Here is a 22,231-nt window from a genome sequence, read left to right as displayed (position 1 = left end):
TGCTGGACGCCGGAAGACAGATCTCAACCCATGTGGAAAAACCTATGAGGAACGGTTCGGCATCATCCCGTCCGACACCTACTCCGTACGGCGGCGTTCCAGGTTGCGGCGGCGCTGCTGCGCGAGGGCTTTGAGCAGCGGCGGCACAATGACGCCCTGGGCCGCCATCTGCCGCCGCACCTTGCGCCGAGTGTAGATAATCGCCGCCGAACCGATTCCTATCAGCACGAACTGGACACTCAGGGCGATCCGGAACGGGTCGAGTCCGTAGAGCTCGCCCTGCGAGAACCCGGTGGCATGGAGCACGTCAAGCACGACGCCCACGAGGTAGATGGCCACGAGCGCCGCAATGAATCCGCCGACGTTGACGATTCCGGTGGCGGTTCCGATCCGGTGGGCAGGATTAAAGGTTCGGGCAAAGTCGAAGCCGATCATGGATCCCGGCCCTCCGATGGCCAGCACCACCACCAGCCCGGCGAGCATCCACAGCGGAGAGCGGCCGGGCATGAGCAGCACGGCGGCCCAGGCTGCCGCCGTAGTGGCCGCAATGAGGAGCACCATGGTGGAGCGGCGTAGCGGGTGCCGGGAGACGAACCTGCCGATCAGCGGGCCCGCTGCGATGGCAGCGGCAACGTAGATGGCCATTAGGCCCGACACCGTCCCGGCGCTGAGTCCCTGGGCGGAGATCAGGAACGGGTAGCCCCAGGTCATGGCGAACACCGTGCCACTGAATTGGATGGTGAAGTGGCTCCAGAGCCCCAGCCGGGTGCCGGGCTGGCGCCAGGCGCGGGAGAGTGAAATGCCGGTGGCCTTGAGGCCCTGGCCCGTTTCCGGCCGGGGGTGCCCGGGCGGGTGGTCCTTCAGCACCGCGAGCACCAGTACGACGGCGAGCGCGGACATGGCCGCGAGCGTCAGGAATGCGGGGGTCCAGCCGGCCGAATGGAGGATCATCGCGAATGGGACCACGCTGAAGAGCTGGCCGAGCTGGCCCGACATTCCTGTCAGCTGCGTGATCAGCGGCACCCTGGCCGGGGCGAACCACAGCGGGATCAACCGGATCACCGAGATGAACGTCATGGCATCCCCGGCGCCCACCAGTACCCGCCCCAGCACGCCGCCCGGGATATTGTCCGCGAAGGCAAGCTGAAGCTGGCCGAGTCCCATGAGGACGGCTCCCCCGGCGATCATTGTCCGTGACCCGAGCCGGTCCACGAGGACGCCGACAGGGATCTGCAGTCCGGCGTAGACCAGGAGCTGCAGCACGGTGAAGAAGGAGATCTCCGCTGCGGTGGCATGGAACCGCTCGGTCGCTTCGAGGCCCACCACGCCAAAGGACGTGCGTTGGCTGACTGCAACCAGATACGCGAAAATTCCGACGGTCCAGATGAGCCAGGCGCGCGGTGCAGTCACGTCTCCATTATGCCCGCTGCCGGGATAAGTCCTATTTATTGACGGGGCTCTTCCCGGGCGAGATACGCCTCCACGGCAGCGCCGAGAGCGTCGGCGTTCGGCAGCTCGTCGTTTTCATCAGCCAGCAGGGAGCGACGGACTGTGCCCTCAGCCTTCTCGTCATAACGCGTCTCCAGGCGCGAAACCACCTGCTGCACTTCTTCGGAGGCCTCAAGCTGCTCGGCGATCTGACGCCCGACTTCGCGGCCGGCCTCCCGCAGGCGGTCAGTGGGAAGCATCAACGAGGTGGCTGCGCCAAGGTACTCAAGCCCGGCCACGGCCGCGTTGGGGTACTCAGCGTCCGCAAGGTAATGCGGGACATGGATGACGTAGCCGGCAATATTGCGGCCAGCCTCGGTGAGGCGCAGTTCCAGGATGTGGCCCACCGCGGCGGGAACTTCCACCGTGGGCTTCCAGACCGAGATGCCCTCGATGAGTTCGGGACGGTTGCCGTGGACGGTGACTCCCACCGGCCGGGTATGGGGAACGGGCATCGGGATGGAGTGGATCCAGGTCACCAGGTTCACGTCGAGATGCTCCACGATCCGGACAACGGCCCGGGCGAACCGCTCCCACTGGAGATCGGGCTCGAAACCGGCCAGGAACAGGAAGGGTTTGCCCAGGCCGTCCACCAGCCGGTAAAGGGCCAGGCTGGGAGCCTGGTAGTCCTGGAGGTGATCTTCCACGAAGGTGACGTGCGGGCGGCGCGAGCGGTAGTCGATGAGCTGGTCGGCGTCGAACACAGCCACCATCTCAGAGTCGAGGGTGTCCAGCAGCTCAGTAGTGATCTGCCTGACCACGTGGCCGGCGTCCGCGAATCCCGTGAAGCCCATCACCAGGTTGAGCCCGCGGAGAGCCGGGTCGTCGAACAGCTCGGCATTGCTCACAAAGAGAGCGTCGGGGTCCAGCAGGGAGCCGGAAATCCGTTCAAGCACGGCGTGTTCCTTTCGAGGTGGCGGCGGAGGCGGGGGTCGGCAGCGCTTTGGGTGGGGTGGTCCGCGCAGATCCGCCGGATATCTTCTACAACGCACCGGCCGCCCGAAGCATTCCGGATCCGGGGTGCACAGCGGCAATGTGCCGCAGGTCTCATCAAATTCAGCGCCACCGGGACGGAGAGACTACGATCGGAACTGGCCCTACGGACGGCCTGGCAGACACCGGGTTGCGTCTCAAGCCGACGACGGCCTGTTCCATGGCGGGGCGCCCAACATGCGCATCCTGCCGAAAATCACAGAGAATTGAGGACTGATCCTCGTGGTCAAGAATACTGAAATCAAACTTAGCGTCATTGCGCGTGACGTTAAGAAGTCGCCCACGGACGCGCTGGTCATTGGAGTGGCGCAGGGTCCTGACGGTCCTGTACTGCTGGACAACCCGCTGACGGCCAAGTCCGCCGAGGCCATCGCGGAGTCCCTGAAGGTTCTTGGCCTCACCGGCGCGGCCGACCAGGTTCACAGGCTGCCCGGGCTTCCGGAAGCCGGCGCCGCCGTCCTGGTCCTGGCTGGGATCGGCAAACCCGGCGCCGGAGGAAAGCTGACTGAAGAGGCGCTGCGCCGCGCCGCCGGGTCCGCTGTACGCCAACTGGCCGGACTCACCACTGTGACGCTGGCGCTCCCGACGGCATCCCTCGCCGACGTCGCTGCCGTCGCCGAGGGTGCGGCCATGGGTTCGTACTCGTTCACCGAATACCGCTCAGCTGCCAACGGCCGCAAGGACCCGGTCAAGAACGTCGTCATCTTCACGGACTTCGCCGCTGACAAGGACCTGCAGCCCCTGCTGGACCGTTCCGCCCTTATCGGGAAAGCGGTCAACGCGACCCGTTCGCTGGTGAACCAGCCCCCCAGCCACCTGTTCCCCGAGTCCTTTGCCGACGCCGCCAAGGAACTCTCCAAGGGCCTGCCGGTCAGGGTCACTGTGTGGGACGAAAAGCGCCTCGAAAAGGAGGGTTTCGGCGGGATCATGGGCGTTGGAAAGGGATCCACCCGGCAGCCCAGGCTGGTCAAGGTGGAATACGCCCCGTCCAAGGCAACGGCCAAGATCGCCCTTGTGGGCAAGGGCATCACCTTCGACACCGGCGGCATTTCCATCAAGCCCGCCCTCGGCATGGGTGATATGAAGAGCGATATGGCGGGCGCCGCCGTCGTACTTAACACCGTGCTGGCAATCGCAGGCCTAGGCCTTCCCGTTAAGGTGACCGCATGGCTGTGCATTGCTGAAAACATGCCCTCCGGCGCCGCGCAGCGCCCGGCGGACGTCCTCACCATGTTCGGCGGGAAAACCGTCGAGGTCCTTAATACGGATGCCGAAGGCCGGCTGGTCATGGCCGACGGCATCGTGGCCGCCAGCCAGGAATACCCGGACGCCATCATCGACGTCGCCACCCTCACCGGCGCGCAGCTGATCGCCCTCGGCAACAGGACGGCCGGCGTCATGGGCTCGGACAGTGTCACCGGACCGCTCAAAGCCGCGGCCGACCGTGCCGGCGAGCTGGTGTGGCCGATGCCGCTGCCGGAAGAGCTCCGCGCCAGCATCGATTCAGAGGTGGCAGACCTGGCCAACATCGGTGAGCGCCACGGCGGCATGATGACCGCTGCCGTGTTCCTGCGTGAATTCGTCGGAAAGGGCAAGGACGGCGAACAGATCCCGTGGGCCCACATCGACATCGCCGGTCCGTCCTTTAACAACGGCAGCCCGTACGGATACACCCCCAAGCAGGGCACCGGCTGCACCGTGCGCACCCTGGTGGCCTACGTCGAGGACGTCCTGGCAGCCTCCTCGTAACCGGCTCCGCCTCACCGGCCCTCCGCAGGGCCGGTGAGGCCGTCCGGGGCTTTATGTCGGGTCTGATCCGTCCGCCACAAAGCCGCGTGACACTCGACACAAGCGCTCCACAAACGCCGTGACAAGGTGGAGCATGGATAAGTGGTTCGCTAAGGTGAACTGCGGTAGTCACAAATGCAAGAGAACCGGCCTGCTGGCATAATCACGGCAGAGCAAGTTCCAAGACCAGATGATGCGTACTCTCGTGTCATCGTTCACGCGAGGGAGCGTCTAAGTGGCCGATCAGGCAACTGCGCAAGAATTCGACATCCTGGTACTCGGCGGTGGCAGCGGCGGATACGCCACGGCCCTCCGCGCCGTTCAGCTGGGCCTCACTGTAGGCCTCGTGGAGAAGGGGAAACTCGGGGGCACCTGCCTGCACAACGGCTGCATCCCCACGAAGGCCCTCCTGCACTCGGCCGAGCTCGCCGACCACGCTCGCGATTCCGCAAAGTACGGCGTCAACGTGACGCTGGACAGCATCGACATGAGCGCAGTCAACGCTTACAAAGACGGCATCATCGCCGGCAAGTTCAAGGGCCTGCAGGGCCTGATCAAGTCCAAGGGCATCACCGTCATCGAAGGCGAAGGCAAACTGCAGGGCACCGACACCGTCGTCGTGAACGGCACTGCATACAAGGGCAAGAACATCGTGCTCGCCACGGGTTCCTACTCCCGCACCCTGCCGGGCCTGGAAATCGGCGGCAAGGTCATCACCTCCGACGAAGCCCTCACCATGGATTACATCCCCAAGAGCGCGATCATCCTGGGCGGCGGCGTGATCGGCGTCGAGTTCGCTTCGGTCTGGAAGTCCTTCGGCGTGGACGTCACCATCGTTGAAGGCCTGCCGTCGCTGGTTCCGAACGAGGACGCTGCGATCGTCAAGAACTTCGAGCGCGCGTTCAAGAAGCGCGGCATCAAGTTCTCCACCGGCGTGTTCTTCCAGGGCGTTGAGCAGAACAACGACGGCGTCAAGGTCACCCTCGTTGACGGCAAGACCTTCGAAGCCGACCTGCTCCTGGTAGCAGTAGGCCGCGGACCGGTCACCGCCAACCTGGGCTACGAAGAAGCCGGCATCACCATCGACCGCGGATTCGTCATCACCAACGAACGCCTGCACACCGGCGTCGGCAACGTCTACGCCGTGGGCGACATCGTCCCGGGCGTCCAGCTGGCCCACCGCGGCTACCAGCAGGGCATTTTCGTGGCCGAGGAAATCGCAGGCCTCAAGCCGGTCATCGTCGAGGATGTCAACATCCCCAAGGTCACCTACTCCGAGCCTGAAATCGCCACCGTCGGCTACACCGAGAAGGCGGCCAAGGAAAAGTTCGGCGACGACCAGGTGGAAACCCAGGAATACAACCTCGCCGGCAACGGCAAGAGCTCCATCCTGGGCACCGGCGGCATCGTCAAGCTGGTCCGCCAGAAGGACGGCCCCGTGGTGGGCGTCCACATGATCGGTTCCCGCATGGGCGAGCAGATCGGTGAAGCACAGCTGATCGTGAACTGGGAAGCCTACCCGGAGGACGTGGCACAGCTGCTGCACGCCCACCCGACCCAGAACGAGGCCCTGGGCGAGGCCCACCTTGCCCTCGCGGGCAAAGCCCTCCACGGCTAGTACTTCCGCTTTACCACAGGGCTTAGTGCACCCGGCATGATCCGCAGGGTGCACTAAGCTCGAACACGGCAGCAATCATCCGCACTAAAGATCAATAAGGAGAACGGGGACGACATGTCTGAATCCGTTAACTTGCCCGCCCTCGGTGAGAGTGTCACCGAAGGAACCGTCACCCGCTGGCTCAAGCAGGTAGGTGACCGGGTAGAGGTGGACGAGCCGCTGCTCGAGGTTTCCACCGACAAAGTAGACACCGAAATCCCCTCTCCGATTGCTGGCGTGATTGAGGAAATCCTCGTCGCCGAAGATGAGACCGCCGAGGTCGGCGCTCCGCTCGTCCGCATTGGTGACGGCTCGGGTTCCGCCGGCGCATCCGAAGCAGCTGCCCCCGCCGAGGCCGCCCCGGCCGAGCAGGCCCCCGCAGCCGAAGAAGCACCCGCCGAAGAAGCACCCTCGACCGAGGCACCTGCCCCCGCTGAGGCCCCCGCCGCTTCCGGTGAAAGCCACGAAGTAACCCTTCCGGCGCTCGGCGAATCCGTCACCGAAGGCACCGTGACCCGCTGGCTGAAGGCCGTTGGCGACTCCGTCGAGGTTGACGAGCCGCTCCTGGAGGTATCCACCGACAAGGTGGACACCGAAATCCCGTCGCCGGTTGCCGGCACCCTGCAGGAGATCCGGGTCAACGAGGACGAGACCGCCGAGGTCGGCTCCGTCCTTGCCGTCATCGGCTCCGGCGCAGCCGCACCGGCCGCCGCTCCGGCAGCCCCGGCTCCCAAGCAGGAAGCACCCGCCGCCGAGGCTCCCGCAGCAGCACCCGCGGCCCCGGCCGCCGCGCCTGCCAAGGAAGAAGCACCGGCAGCGCCCAAGCAGGAAGCCCCGGCACCGGCAGCACCCGCTGCGGAATCTGCTGCACCGGCCGAGTCCGGCTACGTCACTCCCCTGGTCCGCAAGCTCGCCAACCAGCAGGGCGTGGACATCGCCTCGCTGACCGGCACCGGAGTCGGTGGACGCATCCGCAAGCAGGATGTGATCGCTGCCGCCGAGGCCAAGGCTGCCCCGGCCGCCGCAGCCCCGGCACCCTCCGCAGCAGCTGCACCGGCTTCAGGTGCGGAGTCCTCTCTGCGCGGCACCGTGCAGAAGGCACCGCGCATCCGCCAGGTCATCGCCCGCCGCATGCGGGAATCGCTGGACGTCTCCACGCAGCTGACGCAGGTCCACGAAGTGGATATGACCAAGATCGCCAAGCTGCGCCTCAAGGCCAAGAACTCCTTCCAGGCCCAGAACGGCGTGAAGCTGACCTTCCTGCCGTTCATCGCCAAGGCCGTCGCCGAAGCGCTGAAGCAGCACCCGAAGGTGAACGCTGCCTACGACGAAGACAAGCAGGAAATCACTTACCACAACGCCGAGCACCTGGCGATCGCCGTGGACACGGACAAGGGCCTCCTGGTTCCCGTCATCTCCGACGCCGGCAGCCTGAACCTTGCCGGCCTGGCCGGCAAGATCGCGGACGTCGCGAGCCGCACCCGCGACGGCAAGATCGGCCCGGATGAGCTGTCCGGCGGAACGTTCAGCATCACCAACATCGGGTCTGTCGGCGCACTGTTCGACACCCCGATCATCAACCAGCCGCAGGTGGGCATCCTCGGTACGGGTGCGATCGTCAAGCGCCCCGTGGTGGTCACCGACGAAAACGGCGACGACTCGATCGCCATCCGCTCCATGATGTACCTCTCCCTGACGTACGACCACCGCCTGGTGGACGGCGCCGACGCAGGGCGCTTCCTGCAGACCCTCAAGGCCCGCCTCGAGGCCGGCGCCTTCGAGGCGGACCTGGGGCTGTAAACAACAGCACACGACGACGGCGGTACAGGCACCGGTGGGCAACCCCCGGACGGCCTGCACCGCCGTCGTTTTTGTTTACCAAATCGTCGCCGTTTCAGTCCGCGGGGCTTACTACGATGCGTAGAACCCTCTGGCTAGACTGGGCTCATGATTATCGTCTACCACATCATGGTCTTCCTCCATATCATCGGCGCAGCCATGATTGTCGGCATCTGGATCGGCAACATGAAAAAGCCCACGGTGCATCCGCGCCAATTCGACGGCGCAGCCCTGCAGATCATCACGGGCATCGTGATGATGGGGCTCATCCCCGCACTGGACATGGAGGCGAACTACTTCAAGCTCGGCATCAAGTTCGCCATCGCGCTGGCCGTCGCGGTCCTCGCGTTCATGGGCCGCCGCAAATACAAAAAGGACGAGCCGATCAGCAAGGGACTGGCCCACAGCGTGGGCGGCCTCGCGCTGCTGAACGTTGCTATCGCCACTCTCTGGCAGTAGCGCAACTCCGGCAGTACCGCTGCTGCGCCAACGACGACGGCGGCCCTCCCCGGCAGGGAGGGCCGCCGTCGTCGTTGTGGCCGGTCAGCGGCGGGCCAGTGGCGGATTCCGTCTGCCAGTCAGTCGGTGGCGATGCAGAATTCGTTTCCTTCAGGGTCATGCATCACGTCCCAGTGGAAGTCGCCGATGTCGTGTCCTTCCACAAACACTGCTCCGAGCGATTCGGCGTGGGCCCGCAGCCCTTCCGGGTCGGGTCCATGGAGGTCAAGGTGCAGGCGCCGCCGGCCGGGTGTGGCGTCAGGGACCTCCTGGAAGGCCAGCTGCGGCGCTCCGGGAGCAGCCGGCTTGAGCCAGACGAACTGGTCAAAGCGGGCGGAGACCGTGGTTCCCAGCAGAGCAGCCCAAAATGCCGCAAGCTCTTCCGCGTTCCCGGCATTGACCATGATGGCCGCGATCCTCGCCTGCGGTGTCATGACGGCAGCGTGATCCCTTCGGCGTTGAGTTCCCATGGCGCCAGTGTAGACGGTCATAATCCTCTGACAGCGGACACCCCGTGCGCCGCAGGTCCTGAATCCATAGGATTGATCCGGAAGGTTTGGGCGGAAGCCCGGACCGGATCGAATCTAAGCTGAGGAGTGGATATGGCAGCAACACGCACCGCGCACACCGTATGGAACGGCGACCTGTTCGAGGGGTCCGGCAACACCACGCTGGACAGCTCCGGGCTGGGCACCTACGCCGTTACGTGGAAGGCCCGAGCGGAACAGTCGGAAGGCAAGACCAGTCCCGAAGAGCTGATCGCCGCAGCGCACTCGGCCTGCTTCTCCATGGCGTTCAGCCTGGCGTTGAGCCAGGCCGGCTTCACCGTTGAAGAAATCAACACCAAGGCAGATGTTACCTTCGTGCCGGGCACCGGGATCACCGGGAGCCACCTGACGGTGAACGCCACCGTCCCGGGCATCTCGGAAGAAGAGTTCCAGAAGATCGCCGGGGAAGCCAAGGTCGGCTGCCCGGTCTCGGGTGCCCTGGCCAGCATCGACATCACCATGGACGCCACGCTCGCAGCCTCCTAGGCTGCAGGCACGCGGCCGCTCCCAAGGATGCCGCACCACCGCACGGCGAAGGCCCCGCTCCTTCCTGGTTGTTGCCAGGAAGGAGCGGGGCCTTCGTTTGTCCGGGCAGCCGGCCGGATCAGTCCTTGGCGGTGCGGGCAGGCAGGGGCGCCGGAAGGAGCCGCCGGTAGCCTTCACGGAGCGGGGGCCGGTCCGTGGGAAGTTCCTGGATCATTTCCTTGAGGGCGCCGATGCCGTACTCAAGCTGGGGGTCCCGGCCCGCAGCATAGGCGTGCGGCGGGAACGTCACCTCAATGTCCGGTGTCACGCCGTAGTTCTCGACGCCCCAGCCCACGCCGCCGCTGAACCAGGTGGCGTACCGCGGCTGCGTCACTCCGGTTCCGTCTGCGAGGGAGAAGCGGTTGTCAATGCCCACCACACCGCCCCAGGTCCGGGTGCCGATGACCGGCCCGATCCCGCGCAGCTTGGACACCTGGGTGATGATGTCACCGTCCGAGCCGGCAAATTCGTCCGTCAGGATGACCACCGGTCCGCGGGGCGCGTGATGGGGGTACGTCCGGGGCCTTTCACCGCGCGGCATGCTCCATCCGGTCACCTTGCGGCCGATGAGTTCCGCAACGAGCTGGGACGTGTGCCCGCCCCGGTTGCGCCGGACATCCACGATCAGCCCGTCCAGTGCGGTCTCAGTGTCGAGGTCGCGGTGGAGCTGCGCCCAGCCGTTCGCGAGCATGTCCGGGATGTGGAGGTAGCCGTACGTTCCGCCGGACGCTTCACGCACTGTCCGTCGATTGCCGGCCACCCATTCCTGGTACCGCAGACGCTCCTCGTCCTTGACCGGCACCACAGCGATACGGCGCTGCTTTCCTGCCGCCTCACCGTGGGCCGCGCCGTTGCGCAAGGTCAGCTCCACGGCTTTTCCGGCGGCGCCCACGAGCTGCATGGCGGGCGTCAGCGTTTCGGACAGTTCCACGCCGTCGATCGCGAGCAGGACGTCCCCGGCCTTGGCGTCTGCACCAGGCCTGGTCAGCGGTGAAGTGGCGAGCGGGTCCGATGACTCCCCCGCCAGGATGCGGGTAATTTCCCAGCCCGTTCCGGTGAAGGCCAGATCCGCGCCCAGGCGGCCCTGCCCGGTGCTGCCGTTTTCGGTGACAGCCGCCGGACGAACGTAGGCGTGCGACGTGCCCAATTCCCCGTGGAGCTCCCACAGCAAGTCCACCAGGTCATCGTGCGAGCCGAGCCGGTCCACGAGGGGACGGTAGCGGCGGTGCACCGATTCCCAGTCCTGTCCTGCCATGTCTTCTGTCCAGAAGAAGTCACGCTGGAGCCGCCAGGCCTCGTCGAATGCCTGGCCCCAAACGCTCAGCGGATGCAGCAGCACGCGGATGCGGCTGATGTCCACCTTCACCAGTTGCCCCGAATCCTCGTCACCCTTGGAATCGGCGGGCGCCACCCGGATCTGCTTATCGTGCAGGAAGACCACTTTCCTGCCGTCGCCGGACACCCGGTAGCTGTCCAGGGCGTCCACAAGGGTGGCCGTCCTGCGCCTGGCCATGTCGAAGCGCACCAGACTGGGGGCGGCGTCCTTGTCGTCGGTGCTGGCCCGGCCGTCGCCGGTGACGCCGGCAAGGGCGTTGTCCAGCCAGAGCAAAGCGCCCGGCGTAGCCTCGAGCGCCGAGTAGTTGCCCTGCGGAACAGGCACTCCGATGACACGGTGCGCCAGGCCCTCTGCGTCTACCCGGACGGCAGGCACAGCGGAACCGGCGCCGTCGTCGTCGGCGCTTTCCGCGGAGGTGCGGTCCGGTCCGTCCGAGAGGTCCACCGAGGGGCCAAACGGCGACGGCGTGTCCGCGGCCAGCGCAACAAGGTAGGGCTTGATGGGGCTGGGGAAGGACAAATCAAAGGAGTGTCCGTCGTACACGGGGTCGAAACTCCGGTTCGAGAGGAACGCGAGGAATTTGCCGTCAGGAGTAAACGACGGCGAGGCGTCCCGGAAGCGTCCGTCCGTGACGTCCACGATCCGGAACTCCGGATCGTCCACTTTGACAATGCGGAGCCTGCTGCGGGAACCAAACGACGTGACCGGTTCGGACCATCCGAGCCACGCGGAGTCAGGGGACCAGCACAGGCCGTCGATGGTGCCCTCGCCGATGCTGGTGATGAGCTTGATGGTCCCGCTTCGCGTGTCGGCCAGATAGACATCGCCAAAGGACGTTCCCACGGCAACGGAGCGGCCGTCCGGGCTGGCCTCCATGGCACTCGCCCGGGTGGACTTGGGGAATTCGATCTTCTGCAAACGCCCGGCACCGGCGCCACCAGCGGGGATGACTGCTTCTTCAGGCGCCCCGCCGGCCACATCGCTGCCGCTGGAACCATCAACGGCGGGTGATGCCATGCCGGGGGTGTTCATCCCGGCGGCCGGGACGGGCTTCGGCAGGGACGTTCCGGTGTCCTGCCCGGCGGGCCGCTGGGGCCGGGCCGCAGCCGCTGCCTGCGCACCGGCCACCTGCGGAGCAATCTCTTTGATGTACAGGGCTTCCGCGCCGTCGTGGTCGGCCACATAGGCAATGCGGCCTTCGCTCAGCGGCCGCGGCAGCCGGGCACGGACACCGGGCGCGGCTTCAACGACCCGCGACGGCCCGTCCTTGTGCCGGAGCCAGTGGATGGTGCCATGCGCTTCGACGGCGCTTGAGGAACCGGTGTGATCCGGAATCACGCCGCCAAGGTGCCTTGCGGTCTTAAGGAGTGCCGGCCTCCGCCCCTGCGAGGCTGATCCCAGCGATATGTTCAGTTTTACTGCGTCGGAATCCAGGTCAGGGACCAGCCAGAGCTCGCCGGCGGATTCAAACACCACGCGCTTGCCGTCCGTGGCCGCGTGGCGCACATAGAAGTCTTCGTGGTCCGTGTGGCGGCGCAGCCCGGTGCCGTTCGGCAGCACTGAATACAGGTTCCCGTAGCCTTCGTGGTCAGAAAGGAAAGCTACCCGCCCGTCAAGCCACATGGGATCCGCGAGGTTGCCGTCCAGTTCCGGAACAAGGCGTTCGAACTCCCCGTTGCCGTCGGCGTCGATCCAGAGCTTGCCGGCGGTACCGCCGCGGTACCGCTTCCACCAGGCCGGCTCGCGTGAGAGGACGCTGGCTACGACCACGGGGCGTTCGTCGCCGATCTCCGGGCCGAAGGCCACTGACTCGACCGGCCCGAAAGCGAGTTCCTCCGACCAGCCGCCCTCCAGCGGAACACTGTAGGCATGCGTGTGACGGCTTTCCGCCTGCCGGAACGCGCTCGTGACCAGTACATCGCCGGCCGCGGTGAAGCCCTTGACCCGGGTGGAAGCATGCCCGAAGTACGTCAGCTGGCGGTACCCTCCGCCGTCGACATCCGCGGTGACAACCTCGGGCGCTGTTCCCTGCACAACCGTCCACACCAGGCGCTTGCCGTCGGGTGTGAAGCGCGGGTTGCGGGCCGGCAGCTGAAGGGAGGAAACCCGCCAGGCGCGGCCTCCGTCCAGCGGCGCAATCCAGACGTCGTCTTCGGCCACGAAGGTGACCAGATCGTCGTGCAGATGCGGGAAACGAAAGTAGCTCGAAGAGGTCATCGTTAGATCATAGTCAAAGTCCAGTGGGCCGGACGGGAGGTTCCGCCGCCGTGCCGGGCATGGTGAGATGGATCATGCGAATCATCATGGCCGGCGCCTCCGGCCTTATCGGAACCGACATGTCCGCCCACCTGCGCTCGGGTGGCCATGAGGTCATCCGTCTGGTGCGCCGGGCGCCGGCGGCTGCAGGCGAACTGCAGTGGGATCCGGCAGCCGGGCAGCTTGATCCCGCCCACCTGGAGGGCGCGGACGCCGTGATCAACCTGGCAGGAGCCGGGATCGGGGACCGGCCGTGGACCCGGGGACGGATCGACGAGCTGTTCCGGTCACGGCTGGACCCCACGCACACGCTGGCGGCCGCAATGGCGAAAACGGAACAACCGCCCAAGGTCTTCATCAGCCAGTCAGGCTCGAACTACTACGGGGACCGCGGGGCGGCAGTTCTTCGCGAGCACGCCCCGAACGGCTCCGGAGTCATGGCGCGGATCTGCCGGGAGTGGGAAGCAGCGGCGCACACGGCTCCGGCGGGCGTTCGTGTGGTCACGCCCAGGACGGGGGTGGTCCTCAGCCGGTCGGGAGGCGCACTGGGACGGCTGCTGCCGTTGCTCCGGCTCGGCCTTGGAGGTCCCCTCGGGAACGGCAGGCAGTGCTGGCCGTGGATCACGCTGCCGGACGTGTCCTCGGCCTTCAGCTTCCTGCTCACCTCCCCGTTGTCAGGTCCGGTCAACCTCTGCGCCCCCGAGACCGCAGACGTCAATGCCTTGGTGGCACGGCTTGCCGCCGCTCTCCACCGGCCGGCCCTCCTCCGGGTGCCGGGGCCGGTGCTGCGCCTGGTCATGGGCAAGCTGGCCGATGAGCTCCTGCTCGGGAGCCAGCGCATGGAGCCGGCCCTGCTGGCCGAGGCCGGGTTCGAGTGGAAGCATCCCTCGCTGTCCGAGGCAGCGGCCTGGGCAACCGCCCGGGACTAAGCGTTCGAAGCTAAACCTCGGGCAGGATCTCCTGGATCCGCCACCGCCCGCCGGAACTGACCAGGACCAGGCGAAGCCGCTGCTCCGGACCGGCAGGTTCCACTGCAACGACGTTTCCGCCGGCATCGGTTTCCCGATATTCCGAGTTGACTGCGGTGATTGCCACCACGGCGCGTGAATCCGAGCCGCCGGGCGCCGCCTCGGCCCGAGTCAGGGTGGTGCTGAAGCCGGCCAGGAAATGGCCGGTATCCCTGAGCTTCCCGCTGACTTTGGCGTCGGCTGCGGCAGCCGGGGAATTCTCCAGGTTGACCTCGTCCAGCAGCCCGAGTTCCCCGGAGCTCAACGCAGCCGACCGTAGTCCCGCCAGCCCACGCACGGCCTCCTCGGGCCGTTGCGAAAGCGCCAGCTGACGGGCCTCCGCCTGAACGGGGCTTCCTGCCGCCCCCGGCCGGACGTCCGGCGATGGCGCCGCCGCTGTCTGCCTGGACTCTGGCTCGGCTGCCTGCTGTAGGGCCTGCTGCGGTCCGGCCAGGAACCACGCGGAAGCGATCACCAAGCCGGCAAGCGCTGCAGCCGCGGCGCCCATCCTGCGGCGTTTAGCCCCGGCATGCCGGCCCGCGACGCGCCTGCGGCGGCTGTAGGGGCCACCGGGGCTCCCCAGGCGGCGTCGCAGGGCACGGAGCTTCGCAGCGCCGCGCGCGTTGCGGGACGGCGGGACGTTGCGGCGGGTCAGCAGCTGGGGAAGCACTGTGGGGTGGACCGCGCCGGACAAATCCACCGCGGCGGCGTCCGCGCTGCGATAGACGGCAGCCGCAAACTCCAAGGCCGTCGGCCGCTCCCGACGGTCCTCCCGCAGGCCGGCTTCCAGCGCGGAAGCGAGGGCCGTCGGCACGCCGGGAACCAGGAGCGACAGGGGCGGGCGCTCCGGGCCGGACTCCGGTGCCTTGCCGGTCAGGCAGTACCAGCCGACGGCTGCGGCCGAATAGACATCCCGCTCGGGCTGCAGCCCTGCCCTTAAGGCGTCCACCGGCGCCGGGTCCAGGAAGCCTGCCGTGCCGGCCGGGGAAGCATCCGCGGCGTCGCCCACCATGCGAGTAACACCAAGGTCCGCCAGCAGGGGCTTGCCGTGGGCGGTGAACAGCACGTTGCCCGGCGACACATCCGAGTGCATGAAACCCTGGCCGTGGAGGTACCCCAGAGCTTGGGCAAGCGGCGTCAGGACAGTCACTGTTTCGCCAACGCTCAACGGGCTGCGGCAGGTGACCAGCTGGGCCAGGGAGCCGCCGGCCGCGTAATCCATGACCAGCCCCAGGCCTCCGGCTGCTGCACCCCGGAGCCTGACCACATCGTGGGCTCGAACGAGGTGACCGTGGTCCAGCGCGGAAAGAATCCTGAGTTCCCGGCGCACGGCGTCTTCCGTCGCCCGGGCCTCCCTGGCGGGAACACCGCCGTCGGGCCCGGACAGCAAACGGCCGTCGGCCGCGTCAAAACACTTCACCGCAAACTCACGGAGAGTCTGCTCCTCCCGGACAAGCCATACGGTGGCGCTTCCGCCGCGCCCGAGTTCGCGCACAACCTCATAGCCGGGAACCTCCGGGGCCGCGCCGTCGTCATCGTATTTCTCCATACCCAAGGAATAGCGGAATCGGCGGAATTCCGCAGAAGTTATCCACAGGCACCGCAGTGAGAGGTTAAGCACAGAATCAGGCACGACGGCGGACGGGGTCTAAGCTGGATGCCATGACTCTTGAGTTTTCCACGCTGGGTCTTGCTCCGGATTTCGTTGATTACATGAAGGGCTGGGACATCCAGCGCGAACTCCATGACAAAGTCGTCGCAGCTGAGGCACCCAGCACAGTCCTGCTCCTTGAGCATGCAGCCGTATACACGGCCGGCAAGCTCACAGAAGACCACGAACGCCCGTTCGACGGAACCCCCGTCGTCCCCGTGGACCGCGGCGGCAAGCTGACCTGGCACGGTCCCGGCCAGCTCATCGCCTATCCGATCCTTAAGCTGAAAAACCGGTCAGGCATCCGTGACTACGTCGAACGGCTCGAAGCCGTGATGATCGCGGTCATGGCCGAGTACGGCATCAATGCGGAGCGGATCAAGGGACGCGCCGGCGTCTGGATCAAGGCTGACAGCAAGGGGCCGGACCGCAAGATTGCCGCAATCGGCATCCGCGTCCTCGACGGGGTCACCATGCACGGCATCGCCATCAACTGCAGCAACGATCTGGCACCGTATGCCCAGATCATTGCCTGCGGCATCACCGACGCCGGTGTCACCACGATGTCCATTGAAGCCGGCAGGACCATCACCCCCGGTGATATTGCGGACCGGGTCGTGGCGGAATTCCGAAAGCACGAAGAAGCACTCGTATCAAGCCCCGAAGGAGCTCTACTGTGACACTGGCACCAGAAGGCCGGAAGATGCTGCGTATCGAGCAGCGCAATGCGGCCACCCCGGTGGAGCGTAAGCCGGAGTGGATCAAGGCCAAGGTCCAGATGGGCCCGGAGTTCGTCCAGCTCAAGAACCTGGTGAAGAAGGAAGGCCTGCACACCGTGTGTGAGGAGGCCGGCTGCCCGAACATCTTCGAGTGCTGGGAAGACAAGGAAGCCACGTTCCTGATCGGCGGTTCAGAGTGCACCCGGCGCTGTGATTTCTGCCAGATCGACACCGGCAAGCCCTCCCCGGTGGACATGTTCGAACCCACCAAGGTGGCCCGCTCGGTCCAGGCCATGGCGCTGCGCTACGCCACTGTGACCGGGGTGGCCAGGGACGACCTCGCCGACGAGGGCGTCTGGCTCTACGCCGAAACGGTCCGCAAGATCCACGAACTGAACCCGGGCACCGGCGTCGAGCTCCTGATCCCGGACTTCTCCGGCAAACCCGAGCACATCGCGGCGATCTGCGACTCCAAACCGGAGGTCTTCGCGCACAACGTCGAGACCGTGCCGCGGATCTTCAAGCGCATCCGCCCCGCGTTCCGCTACGACCGGTCCCTGGATGTCATCACCCAGGGCCGGAACCTGGGCATGGTCACCAAGTCCAACCTGATCCTGGGCATGGGCGAGACCCGCGAGGAAATCTCCGAGGCCCTGCGGGACCTGCACGAGGCCGGCTGTGACCTGATCACCATCACCCAGTACCTGCGCCCGTCCGAACGCCACCTGCCGGTGGACCGCTGGGTCAAGCCGCAGGAATTCGTCGACCTCGCCACCGAGGCCGAGGAGATCGGCTTCCTCGGCGTCATGTCCGGCCCGCTGGTCCGTTCCTCGTACCGTGCCGGCCGGCTCTGGGCCACCGCAATGCGCAAGAAAGGCTGGGAAATCCCGGCCGAACTCGCGCACATCGAGTCCTCCGGCAGCACCCGCCAGGAAGCCAGCTCCCTCATCGCGGCACACCACTAGGACCTTTCGTAACATTTATGCCTGAGGGCCGGCACCGGAGCATTCCGGCGTCCGGCCCTCAGGCATAAATCACGTAGAATTAAGGCACTATGGCGAATTCCCCTGATTCCAGCAAACCGACTCCGGCAGCCTCCGACGCTCCGAAGCGTGGCCTCTTCTCTCGCAAGCCGAAGGAAGCCAAGGTCAAGAAGCCCAGCAGGCTGAAGCAGATCAACGAAGTCTTCCAGATGACGCGCCGCCATGACCCCATGGTGGTCTGGATGATGCTGCTTGCTTTCCTGGGCGTCGTCGCCGTCAGCTTCCTGGTGGGCTTCCTCCTGGAAAACTGGATCACGGGCCTGATTATCGGCATCCCCCTCGGCCTGCTGGCCGCAACCCTCATCCTTTCGCGCCGCGCTGAGCGTGCCGCGTTTGCCCAGATTGAGAACCAGCCCGGCGCCTCGGGCGCGGCACTGGGTACCCTGAAGCGCGGCTGGATCACTGAGGACCAGCCGGTTGCGGTCAACCCGCGGACCCAGGACGCCGTCTTCCGCGCCATCGGCCGTCCCGGCGTCGTACTCGTCAGCGAAGGCCCCACCCACCGGGTCCGGCCGCTCGTCGACGCCGAACGCAAGCGCCTCGCCCGCATCCTGCCCAACGTAACCGTCCACGTGATCGAGACCGGCCGCGGCGAAGGCCAGACCCCCCTCAGCCAGGTCGCCAAGAAGATGAACAAGCTGGACAAAGAACTCACCAAGCTCGAAGTGAGCGCGGTGTCGAAGCGGATTTCCTCGCTCGGAAACCGCCTCCCCATCCCCAAAGGAATCGATCCTTACAAGGCCCGGCCGGACCGCAAAGCAGCCCGCGGCCGCTAGCAGCCTTGGCAACGCCCCGGAACCGGTCATCAGCCGGCACCGGGGCGTTTGTTTTGAGCCGTCAGCCCGGATCACGGCTTCGTCCGCCCGGCAGCACCCCAGCGAAACCGCACTACCCAGAGAAACCGGAGTACCGTGAAACTGCCCTCGAAATCCACCGTGATCCGGCTCTTCCGGGTCCTCGCCGTGGCCGAAGCCTTCAGCTGGGCGGCCCTCCTGACCGGAATGTACTTCAAATGGATTGCCCGGACCTCCGAGCTTGGCGTGGAGATTGCAGGACCAATTCACGGGGCACTGTTCATCGCCTACGGAGTGGCGGCCCTTGCCCTGTGGCGCCTGCAGCGGTGGCCCTTCCTGGTGGCGTTCCTCGCGGGCTTCTCAGCGGTGTTGCCGTTCGCCACAGTCCTGTTCGAACGGTGGGCGGGCAAGCGCGGCTACCTGACGCCGGCGGGCAGCGGGCAGCGTGAGCAGCAGGATCACGTGACCGCCGGGGTCTAGGCGGGACCGGCTACATGCGCACGAGGACGGTGTTCATCGCCTTGTCGTGCAAGCCGCGGTGATCCGGATCAAAGATGACCGCCGGAATCACGAGGCACAGCAAAATGGTGCGGACCAGCGCGGCCAGCGGCCCGGCGGGAGCCCCGCCCAGGCGGACTACGTGGATGCCGAGGAGACGGTGGCCGATGCTGTAGCCGAGTGTGCCGATCAGGAGGATCTGCTCTGCGGCGAACACGGCAAGTGTGCCCCACGGGTCGCCGCCGAACGCGTAGTTGCTGATCAGCAGCGCCAGTCCCCAGTCGATGCAAATGGCAAGGATCCGGCGTCCGGCCCGGGCGATCGAGCCGGGGCCCGCCTCTGGCAGGCCGAGGCGCTCCCCCGGGTACTTGGAGATGCCGGACGTATCCGGTCCGCTGAGCCAGGAACCTATGTCTTTACGATCAACCACGGATCAAGCCTATCCGCTGCACGGCCCCCGCAGTTAAGTTCACAGTATGGATGCGGATGGACCACAGTGTGGACACCGTATAGCGTTTACATATCAGGCGGTTCTGTAACCTGCCGGAAACATAGCGGACACGGACGAGAAATCCCGTGTCCCTAGGGTGGTAACAGTTGCTAGCGAGCTGGGAGCGGGGACACTTTTGTGTTTTCGCGCCGTCGGATTGCGCTGGACCATATGGCTTTCCAGCCAGTTATTACTTATGCGTAAGGAGCATAGATGTTCAAGACTGCGGACGAAGTCCTCAAGTTCATCAAGGACGAAGATATTAAATTCGTCGATATCCGCTTCACCGACCTTCCTGGCGTGCAGCAGCACTTCAACGTGCCGGCCAAGAGCGTTGATGCAGACTTCTTCATCAACGGCCAGCTCTTCGACGGTTCGTCCATCCGCGGTTTCCAGGGCATCGCTGAGTCCGACATGCAGCTCATCCCGGATGTCACCACGGCATTCCTGGACACGTTCCGCATGGAGAAGACGCTGGCACTGAACTTCTCCATCGTTAACCCCCGCACCGGTGACCCTTACCACCGCGACCCCCGCGGCGTGGCCGAGAAGGCTGAGGCCTACCTCGCTTCCACCGGCATCGCCGACACCGCGTTCTTCGCCCCCGAGGCCGAGTTCTTCGTGTTCGACAACGTCCAGTACCAGTCCTCCCCGCAGGGCAGCTTCTACAAGATCGACTCCGAAGAAGCCCACTGGAACACCGGCCGCGAAGAAGAAGGCGGAAACCTGGGCTACAAGACCCCCGTCAAGGGCGGTTACTTCCCGGTCTCCCCCACGGACAAGCAGGCCGACCTGCGCGACGCCATGTGTGTTGCCCTGGACGAAGCCGGCCTTGAGGTCGAGCGCAGCCACCACGAAGTGGGCTCCGCCGGCCAGGCTGAAATCAACTACAAGTTCACCACGCTGACGCACGCGGCTGATGACCTGCAGAAGTTCAAGTACGTCATCAAGAACACCGCTGACGCCTGGGGCAAGTCGGTCACCTTCATGCCGAAGCCGGTCTTCGGTGACAACGGCTCGGGCATGCACTGCCACCAGTCGCTGTGGAACGGCGGCGAGCCGCTGTTCTACGACGAAAAGGGCTACGCAGGCCTCTCCGACATGGCCCGCTGGTACATCGGTGGCCTGCTGAAGCACTCCTCCGCCGTTCTCGCCTTCACCAACCCGACGGTCAACTCGTACCGCCGCCTGGTCAAGGGCTTCGAAGCTCCGGTCAACATGGTCTACTCGCAGGGCAACCGCTCCGCCGGTATCCGTATTCCGATCACGGGCTCCAACCCGAAGGCCAAGCGCATCGAGTTCCGCGCGCCGGACCCCTCCTCCAACCCGTACCTGGCGTTCGCTGCCCAGCTGATGGCCGGCATTGACGGTATCCGCAACCGCATCGAACCCCCGGCTCCCATCGACAAGGACCTCTACGAGCTCCCCGCCGAGGAAGCCAAGGACATCCCCAAGGCTCCGGGCACGCTCGAGGAAGCCCTGGACGCACTGGCTGAGGACAACGAGTTCCTCCAGGCCGGCGGCGTGTTCACCCAGGACCTGATCGACACCTGGATCGAGTACAAGTACGAGAACGAGATCCGCCCGCTGTCCCTGCGCCCGAACCCGTACGAGTTCGAGCTGTACTACGGCGTCTAGTCAGACCCCGGGCCTAACCATGGTTTAGTCCGCAGAAAGTCCGCATGTGCTGCTACGGCAGCACATGCGGACTTTTTTCTGCACGGCACCCGGAAACTGAATCCGTCCCGGCGTCGCCGGCACACTTCCTAGCGCTTACCGTATTTCTTGTGCACGGCCTGCTTGCTCACCCCAAGGCACACCGAGATGGCCTCCCAGGACAGTCCCGCCTGGCGCGCCCGGAGCACAGCCTCGGTCTCCGTCCGCGCCAGCTCCTTATTCAGCTCCGCCACGGCATACAGGGCCTCCGCCGGACCCTTGCCGTCCATTGAACCGATGAGTGTCTTCATAGCCACCTCCCTGCGTCAACCATAGTTGACGGCACATTCCGCGTCAACATAAGTTGACAAACGATGAAGGGTTCAGAAGGCCCGGTACATGGTCCGCTGCGGTCCGGCGTCGCCGCCGAGGTACTGTCCGCGGTCCTCAAATCCCGCTTTGCGGTAGGCGGCCTGCCCGGCCGGATTGCGTTCATTGACTGAAAGAACGACGCCGGCCTCTCCGCCGCCCAGCTTTGCCGTCAGTTTCGCGGCTTCCCTGACCGCTGCGGCTGCCGCAAGGGTGCCGAGTCCCCTGCCTTGCCGGTTCCTGTCGATGAGGAAGCCGCGCAGCAGCCAGACGGCGTGGTCGTCCTCCCAGCCCGCCAGCGACGCCGCACCGCGCTGCAACGTGAACACGCCGACGGCTTCTCCGCCGGAGTCCACCACATAGGGAAACCGTGAGTCCTCCTCCAGCGCAACGAGCATCATGCGTAGCGGATCACCGGCGAAGTCCCGCTGGCCCTCCCCCAGTTCCATTTCCGCGACTTCGCCCAGCTTGATGGCCCTGGCGTCGTCGTCGAGGTTCTTCAGGGCGATAAGCCAGACGGATTCAGACATGGATCGAGCCTACCCAGAACCTGCGACGCCGGCCGCCACCTTTTGGGGTGACGGCCGGCGTCGTGAATGTCGACGGTGCGGCGGCTGTTTGCAGGACAGGGGTGAAGCTATGGCGTCTGAGCGTCAGCAGGCGGCCCGGCAGGATCCATCCAGAAGACCTCCCATAGATGGCCGTCCGGATCCTGGAAGCTGTGGTTGTACATAAACCCGTAGTCCTGGGCTTCCTGTGAAGGCGCGCCTCCAGCGGTCATGGCCTTCCGGATCGTGTCGTCAACGGCTTCACGGCTGTCAACGGAAAATGCCACGATCGCTTCAGCGGTGCCGCCGGTATCCGCGATGCCCTTGGAAATGAACGTCTTGAAGTAGCCTTCCACCAGCAGCATGACGTAGGCGCCGTCATTGATGATCATGCAGGTGGCATTTTCGTCGGTGAAATCCGGGTTGAAGGAAAAGCCGAGCGCGGTGAAGAACTCGACCGACCTGTTCAGGTCCTTGACAGGGAGATTCAGAAAGAGTTGCGTGGCCATTGGCTCAAACTAGCATCCA

20 protein-coding genes are annotated in these 22,231 nt (G+C 65.6%); 11 read left to right on the top strand and 9 right to left on the bottom strand.

What is annotated here, in order from left to right; all coding sequences use genetic code 11:
* Positions 1-78: 78 nt before the first annotated feature.
* Together AC07YR_RS03665 and AC07YR_RS03660 are read right to left on the bottom strand one after the other, a co-directional pair.
* On the bottom strand, positions 79-1,410 hold the full coding sequence (locus tag AC07YR_RS03665) for an MFS transporter (RefSeq protein ID WP_494733070.1): 1,332 nt from the start codon (positions 1,408-1,410) through the stop codon (positions 79-81).
* Positions 1,411-1,445: 35 nt separating this feature from the next.
* Positions 1,446-2,384 carry a proteasome assembly chaperone family protein gene (locus tag AC07YR_RS03660; protein WP_436057304.1) on the bottom strand — a complete coding sequence of 313 codons (939 nt, stop codon included), beginning with the start codon at positions 2,382-2,384 and terminating at the stop codon, positions 1,446-1,448.
* A 319-nt stretch (positions 2,385-2,703) separates the two neighbouring features.
* On the opposite strand from AC07YR_RS03660, the gene AC07YR_RS03655 reads away from it, so the two are divergent.
* From AC07YR_RS03655 to AC07YR_RS03640, 4 genes are all read left to right on the top strand, one after another.
* Entirely contained in the window at positions 2,704-4,230 is a 1,527-nt protein-coding gene (locus tag AC07YR_RS03655; protein WP_494733069.1) for a leucyl aminopeptidase, read from the top strand.
* A gap of 274 nt (positions 4,231-4,504) precedes the next feature.
* Positions 4,505-5,887 (top strand): dihydrolipoyl dehydrogenase, encoded by a 1,383-nt coding sequence (lpdA, locus tag AC07YR_RS03650; RefSeq protein ID WP_028270850.1) that lies wholly within the window; start codon positions 4,505-4,507, stop codon positions 5,885-5,887.
* A gap of 114 nt (positions 5,888-6,001) precedes the next feature.
* Complete coding sequence (sucB, locus tag AC07YR_RS03645) at positions 6,002-7,726, top strand: 2-oxoglutarate dehydrogenase, E2 component, dihydrolipoamide succinyltransferase (protein ID WP_494733068.1); 1,725 nt, start codon at positions 6,002-6,004, stop codon at positions 7,724-7,726.
* Positions 7,727-7,873: 147 nt separating this feature from the next.
* Positions 7,874-8,224 carry a hypothetical protein gene (locus AC07YR_RS03640; RefSeq protein ID WP_436057300.1) on the top strand — a complete coding sequence of 117 codons (351 nt, stop codon included), beginning with the start codon at positions 7,874-7,876 and terminating at the stop codon, positions 8,222-8,224.
* Between the two features lie 119 nt (positions 8,225-8,343).
* On the opposite strand, the gene AC07YR_RS03635 is transcribed toward AC07YR_RS03640, so the two are convergent.
* Complete coding sequence (locus AC07YR_RS03635; protein ID WP_494733067.1) at positions 8,344-8,754, bottom strand: VOC family protein; 411 nt, start codon at positions 8,752-8,754, stop codon at positions 8,344-8,346.
* Between the two features lie 111 nt (positions 8,755-8,865).
* On the opposite strand from AC07YR_RS03635, the gene AC07YR_RS03630 reads away from it, so the two are divergent.
* Positions 8,866-9,297, top strand: coding sequence for an OsmC family protein (locus AC07YR_RS03630; RefSeq protein ID WP_055802168.1), 432 nt, complete (start codon positions 8,866-8,868; stop codon positions 9,295-9,297).
* A gap of 118 nt (positions 9,298-9,415) precedes the next feature.
* Here AC07YR_RS03630 and AC07YR_RS03625 read toward each other — a convergent pair whose 3' ends face one another.
* Positions 9,416-12,889: a S41 family peptidase gene (locus AC07YR_RS03625; protein WP_494733066.1), complete on the bottom strand. Its 3,474-nt coding sequence runs from the start codon at positions 12,887-12,889 to the stop codon at positions 9,416-9,418.
* Between the two features lie 74 nt (positions 12,890-12,963).
* Between AC07YR_RS03625 and AC07YR_RS03620 the strand changes: the two genes are divergently transcribed.
* Positions 12,964-13,857, top strand: coding sequence for a TIGR01777 family oxidoreductase (locus AC07YR_RS03620; protein ID WP_494733065.1), 894 nt, complete (start codon positions 12,964-12,966; stop codon positions 13,855-13,857).
* Between the two features lie 10 nt (positions 13,858-13,867).
* Here AC07YR_RS03620 and AC07YR_RS03615 read toward each other — a convergent pair whose 3' ends face one another.
* Positions 13,868-15,484 (bottom strand): serine/threonine-protein kinase, encoded by a 1,617-nt coding sequence (locus tag AC07YR_RS03615; RefSeq protein ID WP_494733064.1) that lies wholly within the window; start codon positions 15,482-15,484, stop codon positions 13,868-13,870.
* Between the two features lie 113 nt (positions 15,485-15,597).
* Between AC07YR_RS03615 and lipB the strand changes: the two genes are divergently transcribed.
* The 4 genes from lipB (at position 15,598) to AC07YR_RS03595 (ending at position 18,622) form a co-directional block, all read left to right on the top strand.
* Complete coding sequence (gene lipB, locus AC07YR_RS03610; RefSeq protein WP_494733063.1) at positions 15,598-16,266, top strand: lipoyl(octanoyl) transferase LipB; 669 nt, start codon at positions 15,598-15,600, stop codon at positions 16,264-16,266.
* On the top strand, positions 16,263-17,270 hold the full coding sequence (lipA, locus tag AC07YR_RS03605; protein ID WP_436057295.1) for a lipoyl synthase: 1,008 nt from the start codon (positions 16,263-16,265) through the stop codon (positions 17,268-17,270). The genes lipB and lipA overlap by 4 nt, the downstream gene beginning before the upstream one ends.
* Positions 17,271-17,359: 89 nt before the next feature.
* Positions 17,360-18,124, top strand: coding sequence for a DUF4191 domain-containing protein (locus AC07YR_RS03600; RefSeq protein WP_028271761.1), 765 nt, complete (start codon positions 17,360-17,362; stop codon positions 18,122-18,124).
* A 135-nt stretch (positions 18,125-18,259) separates the two neighbouring features.
* Positions 18,260-18,622: a DUF3817 domain-containing protein gene (locus AC07YR_RS03595; protein WP_494733062.1), complete on the top strand. Its 363-nt coding sequence runs from the start codon at positions 18,260-18,262 to the stop codon at positions 18,620-18,622.
* A 10-nt stretch (positions 18,623-18,632) separates the two neighbouring features.
* On the opposite strand, the gene AC07YR_RS03590 is transcribed toward AC07YR_RS03595, so the two are convergent.
* Positions 18,633-19,070 carry an RDD family protein gene (locus AC07YR_RS03590; RefSeq protein WP_494733061.1) on the bottom strand — a complete coding sequence of 146 codons (438 nt, stop codon included), beginning with the start codon at positions 19,068-19,070 and terminating at the stop codon, positions 18,633-18,635.
* A 273-nt stretch (positions 19,071-19,343) separates the two neighbouring features.
* On the opposite strand from AC07YR_RS03590, the gene glnA reads away from it, so the two are divergent.
* Entirely contained in the window at positions 19,344-20,768 is a 1,425-nt protein-coding gene (glnA, locus tag AC07YR_RS03585; protein ID WP_011691460.1) for a type I glutamate--ammonia ligase, read from the top strand.
* Positions 20,769-20,896: 128 nt separating this feature from the next.
* Here the strand turns inward: glnA and AC07YR_RS03580 are convergent, their stop codons facing one another.
* The 3 genes from AC07YR_RS03580 to AC07YR_RS03570 all read right to left on the bottom strand — a co-directional run bounded on the left by AC07YR_RS03580 (position 20,897) and on the right by AC07YR_RS03570 (position 22,212).
* Positions 20,897-21,097, bottom strand: coding sequence for an AsnC family protein (locus tag AC07YR_RS03580; protein ID WP_494733060.1), 201 nt, complete (start codon positions 21,095-21,097; stop codon positions 20,897-20,899).
* Positions 21,098-21,169: 72 nt separating this feature from the next.
* Positions 21,170-21,685, bottom strand: a complete 516-nt coding sequence (locus AC07YR_RS03575; RefSeq protein WP_494733059.1) for a GNAT family N-acetyltransferase — start codon at positions 21,683-21,685, stop codon at positions 21,170-21,172.
* A 107-nt stretch (positions 21,686-21,792) separates the two neighbouring features.
* Positions 21,793-22,212, bottom strand: a complete 420-nt coding sequence (locus AC07YR_RS03570) for a VOC family protein (RefSeq protein ID WP_436057289.1) — start codon at positions 22,210-22,212, stop codon at positions 21,793-21,795.
* Positions 22,213-22,231 lie beyond the last annotated feature (19 nt).

It is taken from the genome of Arthrobacter sp. GW460-12-1-14-TSB2 (genome assembly GCF_059423525.1).
The sequence above is the reverse complement of the archived record's forward strand: the minus strand, read 5'-3'. Positions and strand labels throughout refer to the sequence as shown.

Excerpts from the sequence above, each read along its gene's own strand:
- sucB (WP_494733068.1), top strand. The coding sequence starts at position 6,002 with ATGTCTGAATCCGTTAACTTGCCCGCCCTCGGTGAGAGTGTCACCGAA.
- AC07YR_RS03640 (WP_436057300.1), top strand. The coding sequence starts at position 7,874 with ATGATTATCGTCTACCACATCATGGTCTTCCTCCATATCATCGGCGCA.
- AC07YR_RS03635 (WP_494733067.1), bottom strand. The coding sequence starts at position 8,754 with ATGACCGTCTACACTGGCGCCATGGGAACTCAACGCCGAAGGGATCAC.
- AC07YR_RS03630 (WP_055802168.1), top strand. The coding sequence starts at position 8,866 with ATGGCAGCAACACGCACCGCGCACACCGTATGGAACGGCGACCTGTTC.
- AC07YR_RS03625 (WP_494733066.1), bottom strand. The coding sequence starts at position 12,889 with ATGACCTCTTCGAGCTACTTTCGTTTCCCGCATCTGCACGACGATCTG.
- AC07YR_RS03620 (WP_494733065.1), top strand. The coding sequence starts at position 12,964 with ATGCGAATCATCATGGCCGGCGCCTCCGGCCTTATCGGAACCGACATG.
- AC07YR_RS03615 (WP_494733064.1), bottom strand. The coding sequence starts at position 15,484 with ATGGAGAAATACGATGACGACGGCGCGGCCCCGGAGGTTCCCGGCTAT.
- lipB (WP_494733063.1), top strand. The coding sequence starts at position 15,598 with ATGACTCTTGAGTTTTCCACGCTGGGTCTTGCTCCGGATTTCGTTGAT.
- AC07YR_RS03600 (WP_028271761.1), top strand. The coding sequence starts at position 17,360 with ATGGCGAATTCCCCTGATTCCAGCAAACCGACTCCGGCAGCCTCCGAC.
- glnA (WP_011691460.1), top strand. The coding sequence starts at position 19,344 with ATGTTCAAGACTGCGGACGAAGTCCTCAAGTTCATCAAGGACGAAGAT.
- AC07YR_RS03580 (WP_494733060.1), bottom strand. The coding sequence starts at position 21,097 with ATGAAGACACTCATCGGTTCAATGGACGGCAAGGGTCCGGCGGAGGCC.
- AC07YR_RS03575 (WP_494733059.1), bottom strand. The coding sequence starts at position 21,685 with ATGTCTGAATCCGTCTGGCTTATCGCCCTGAAGAACCTCGACGACGAC.
- AC07YR_RS03570 (WP_436057289.1), bottom strand. The coding sequence starts at position 22,212 with ATGGCCACGCAACTCTTTCTGAATCTCCCTGTCAAGGACCTGAACAGG.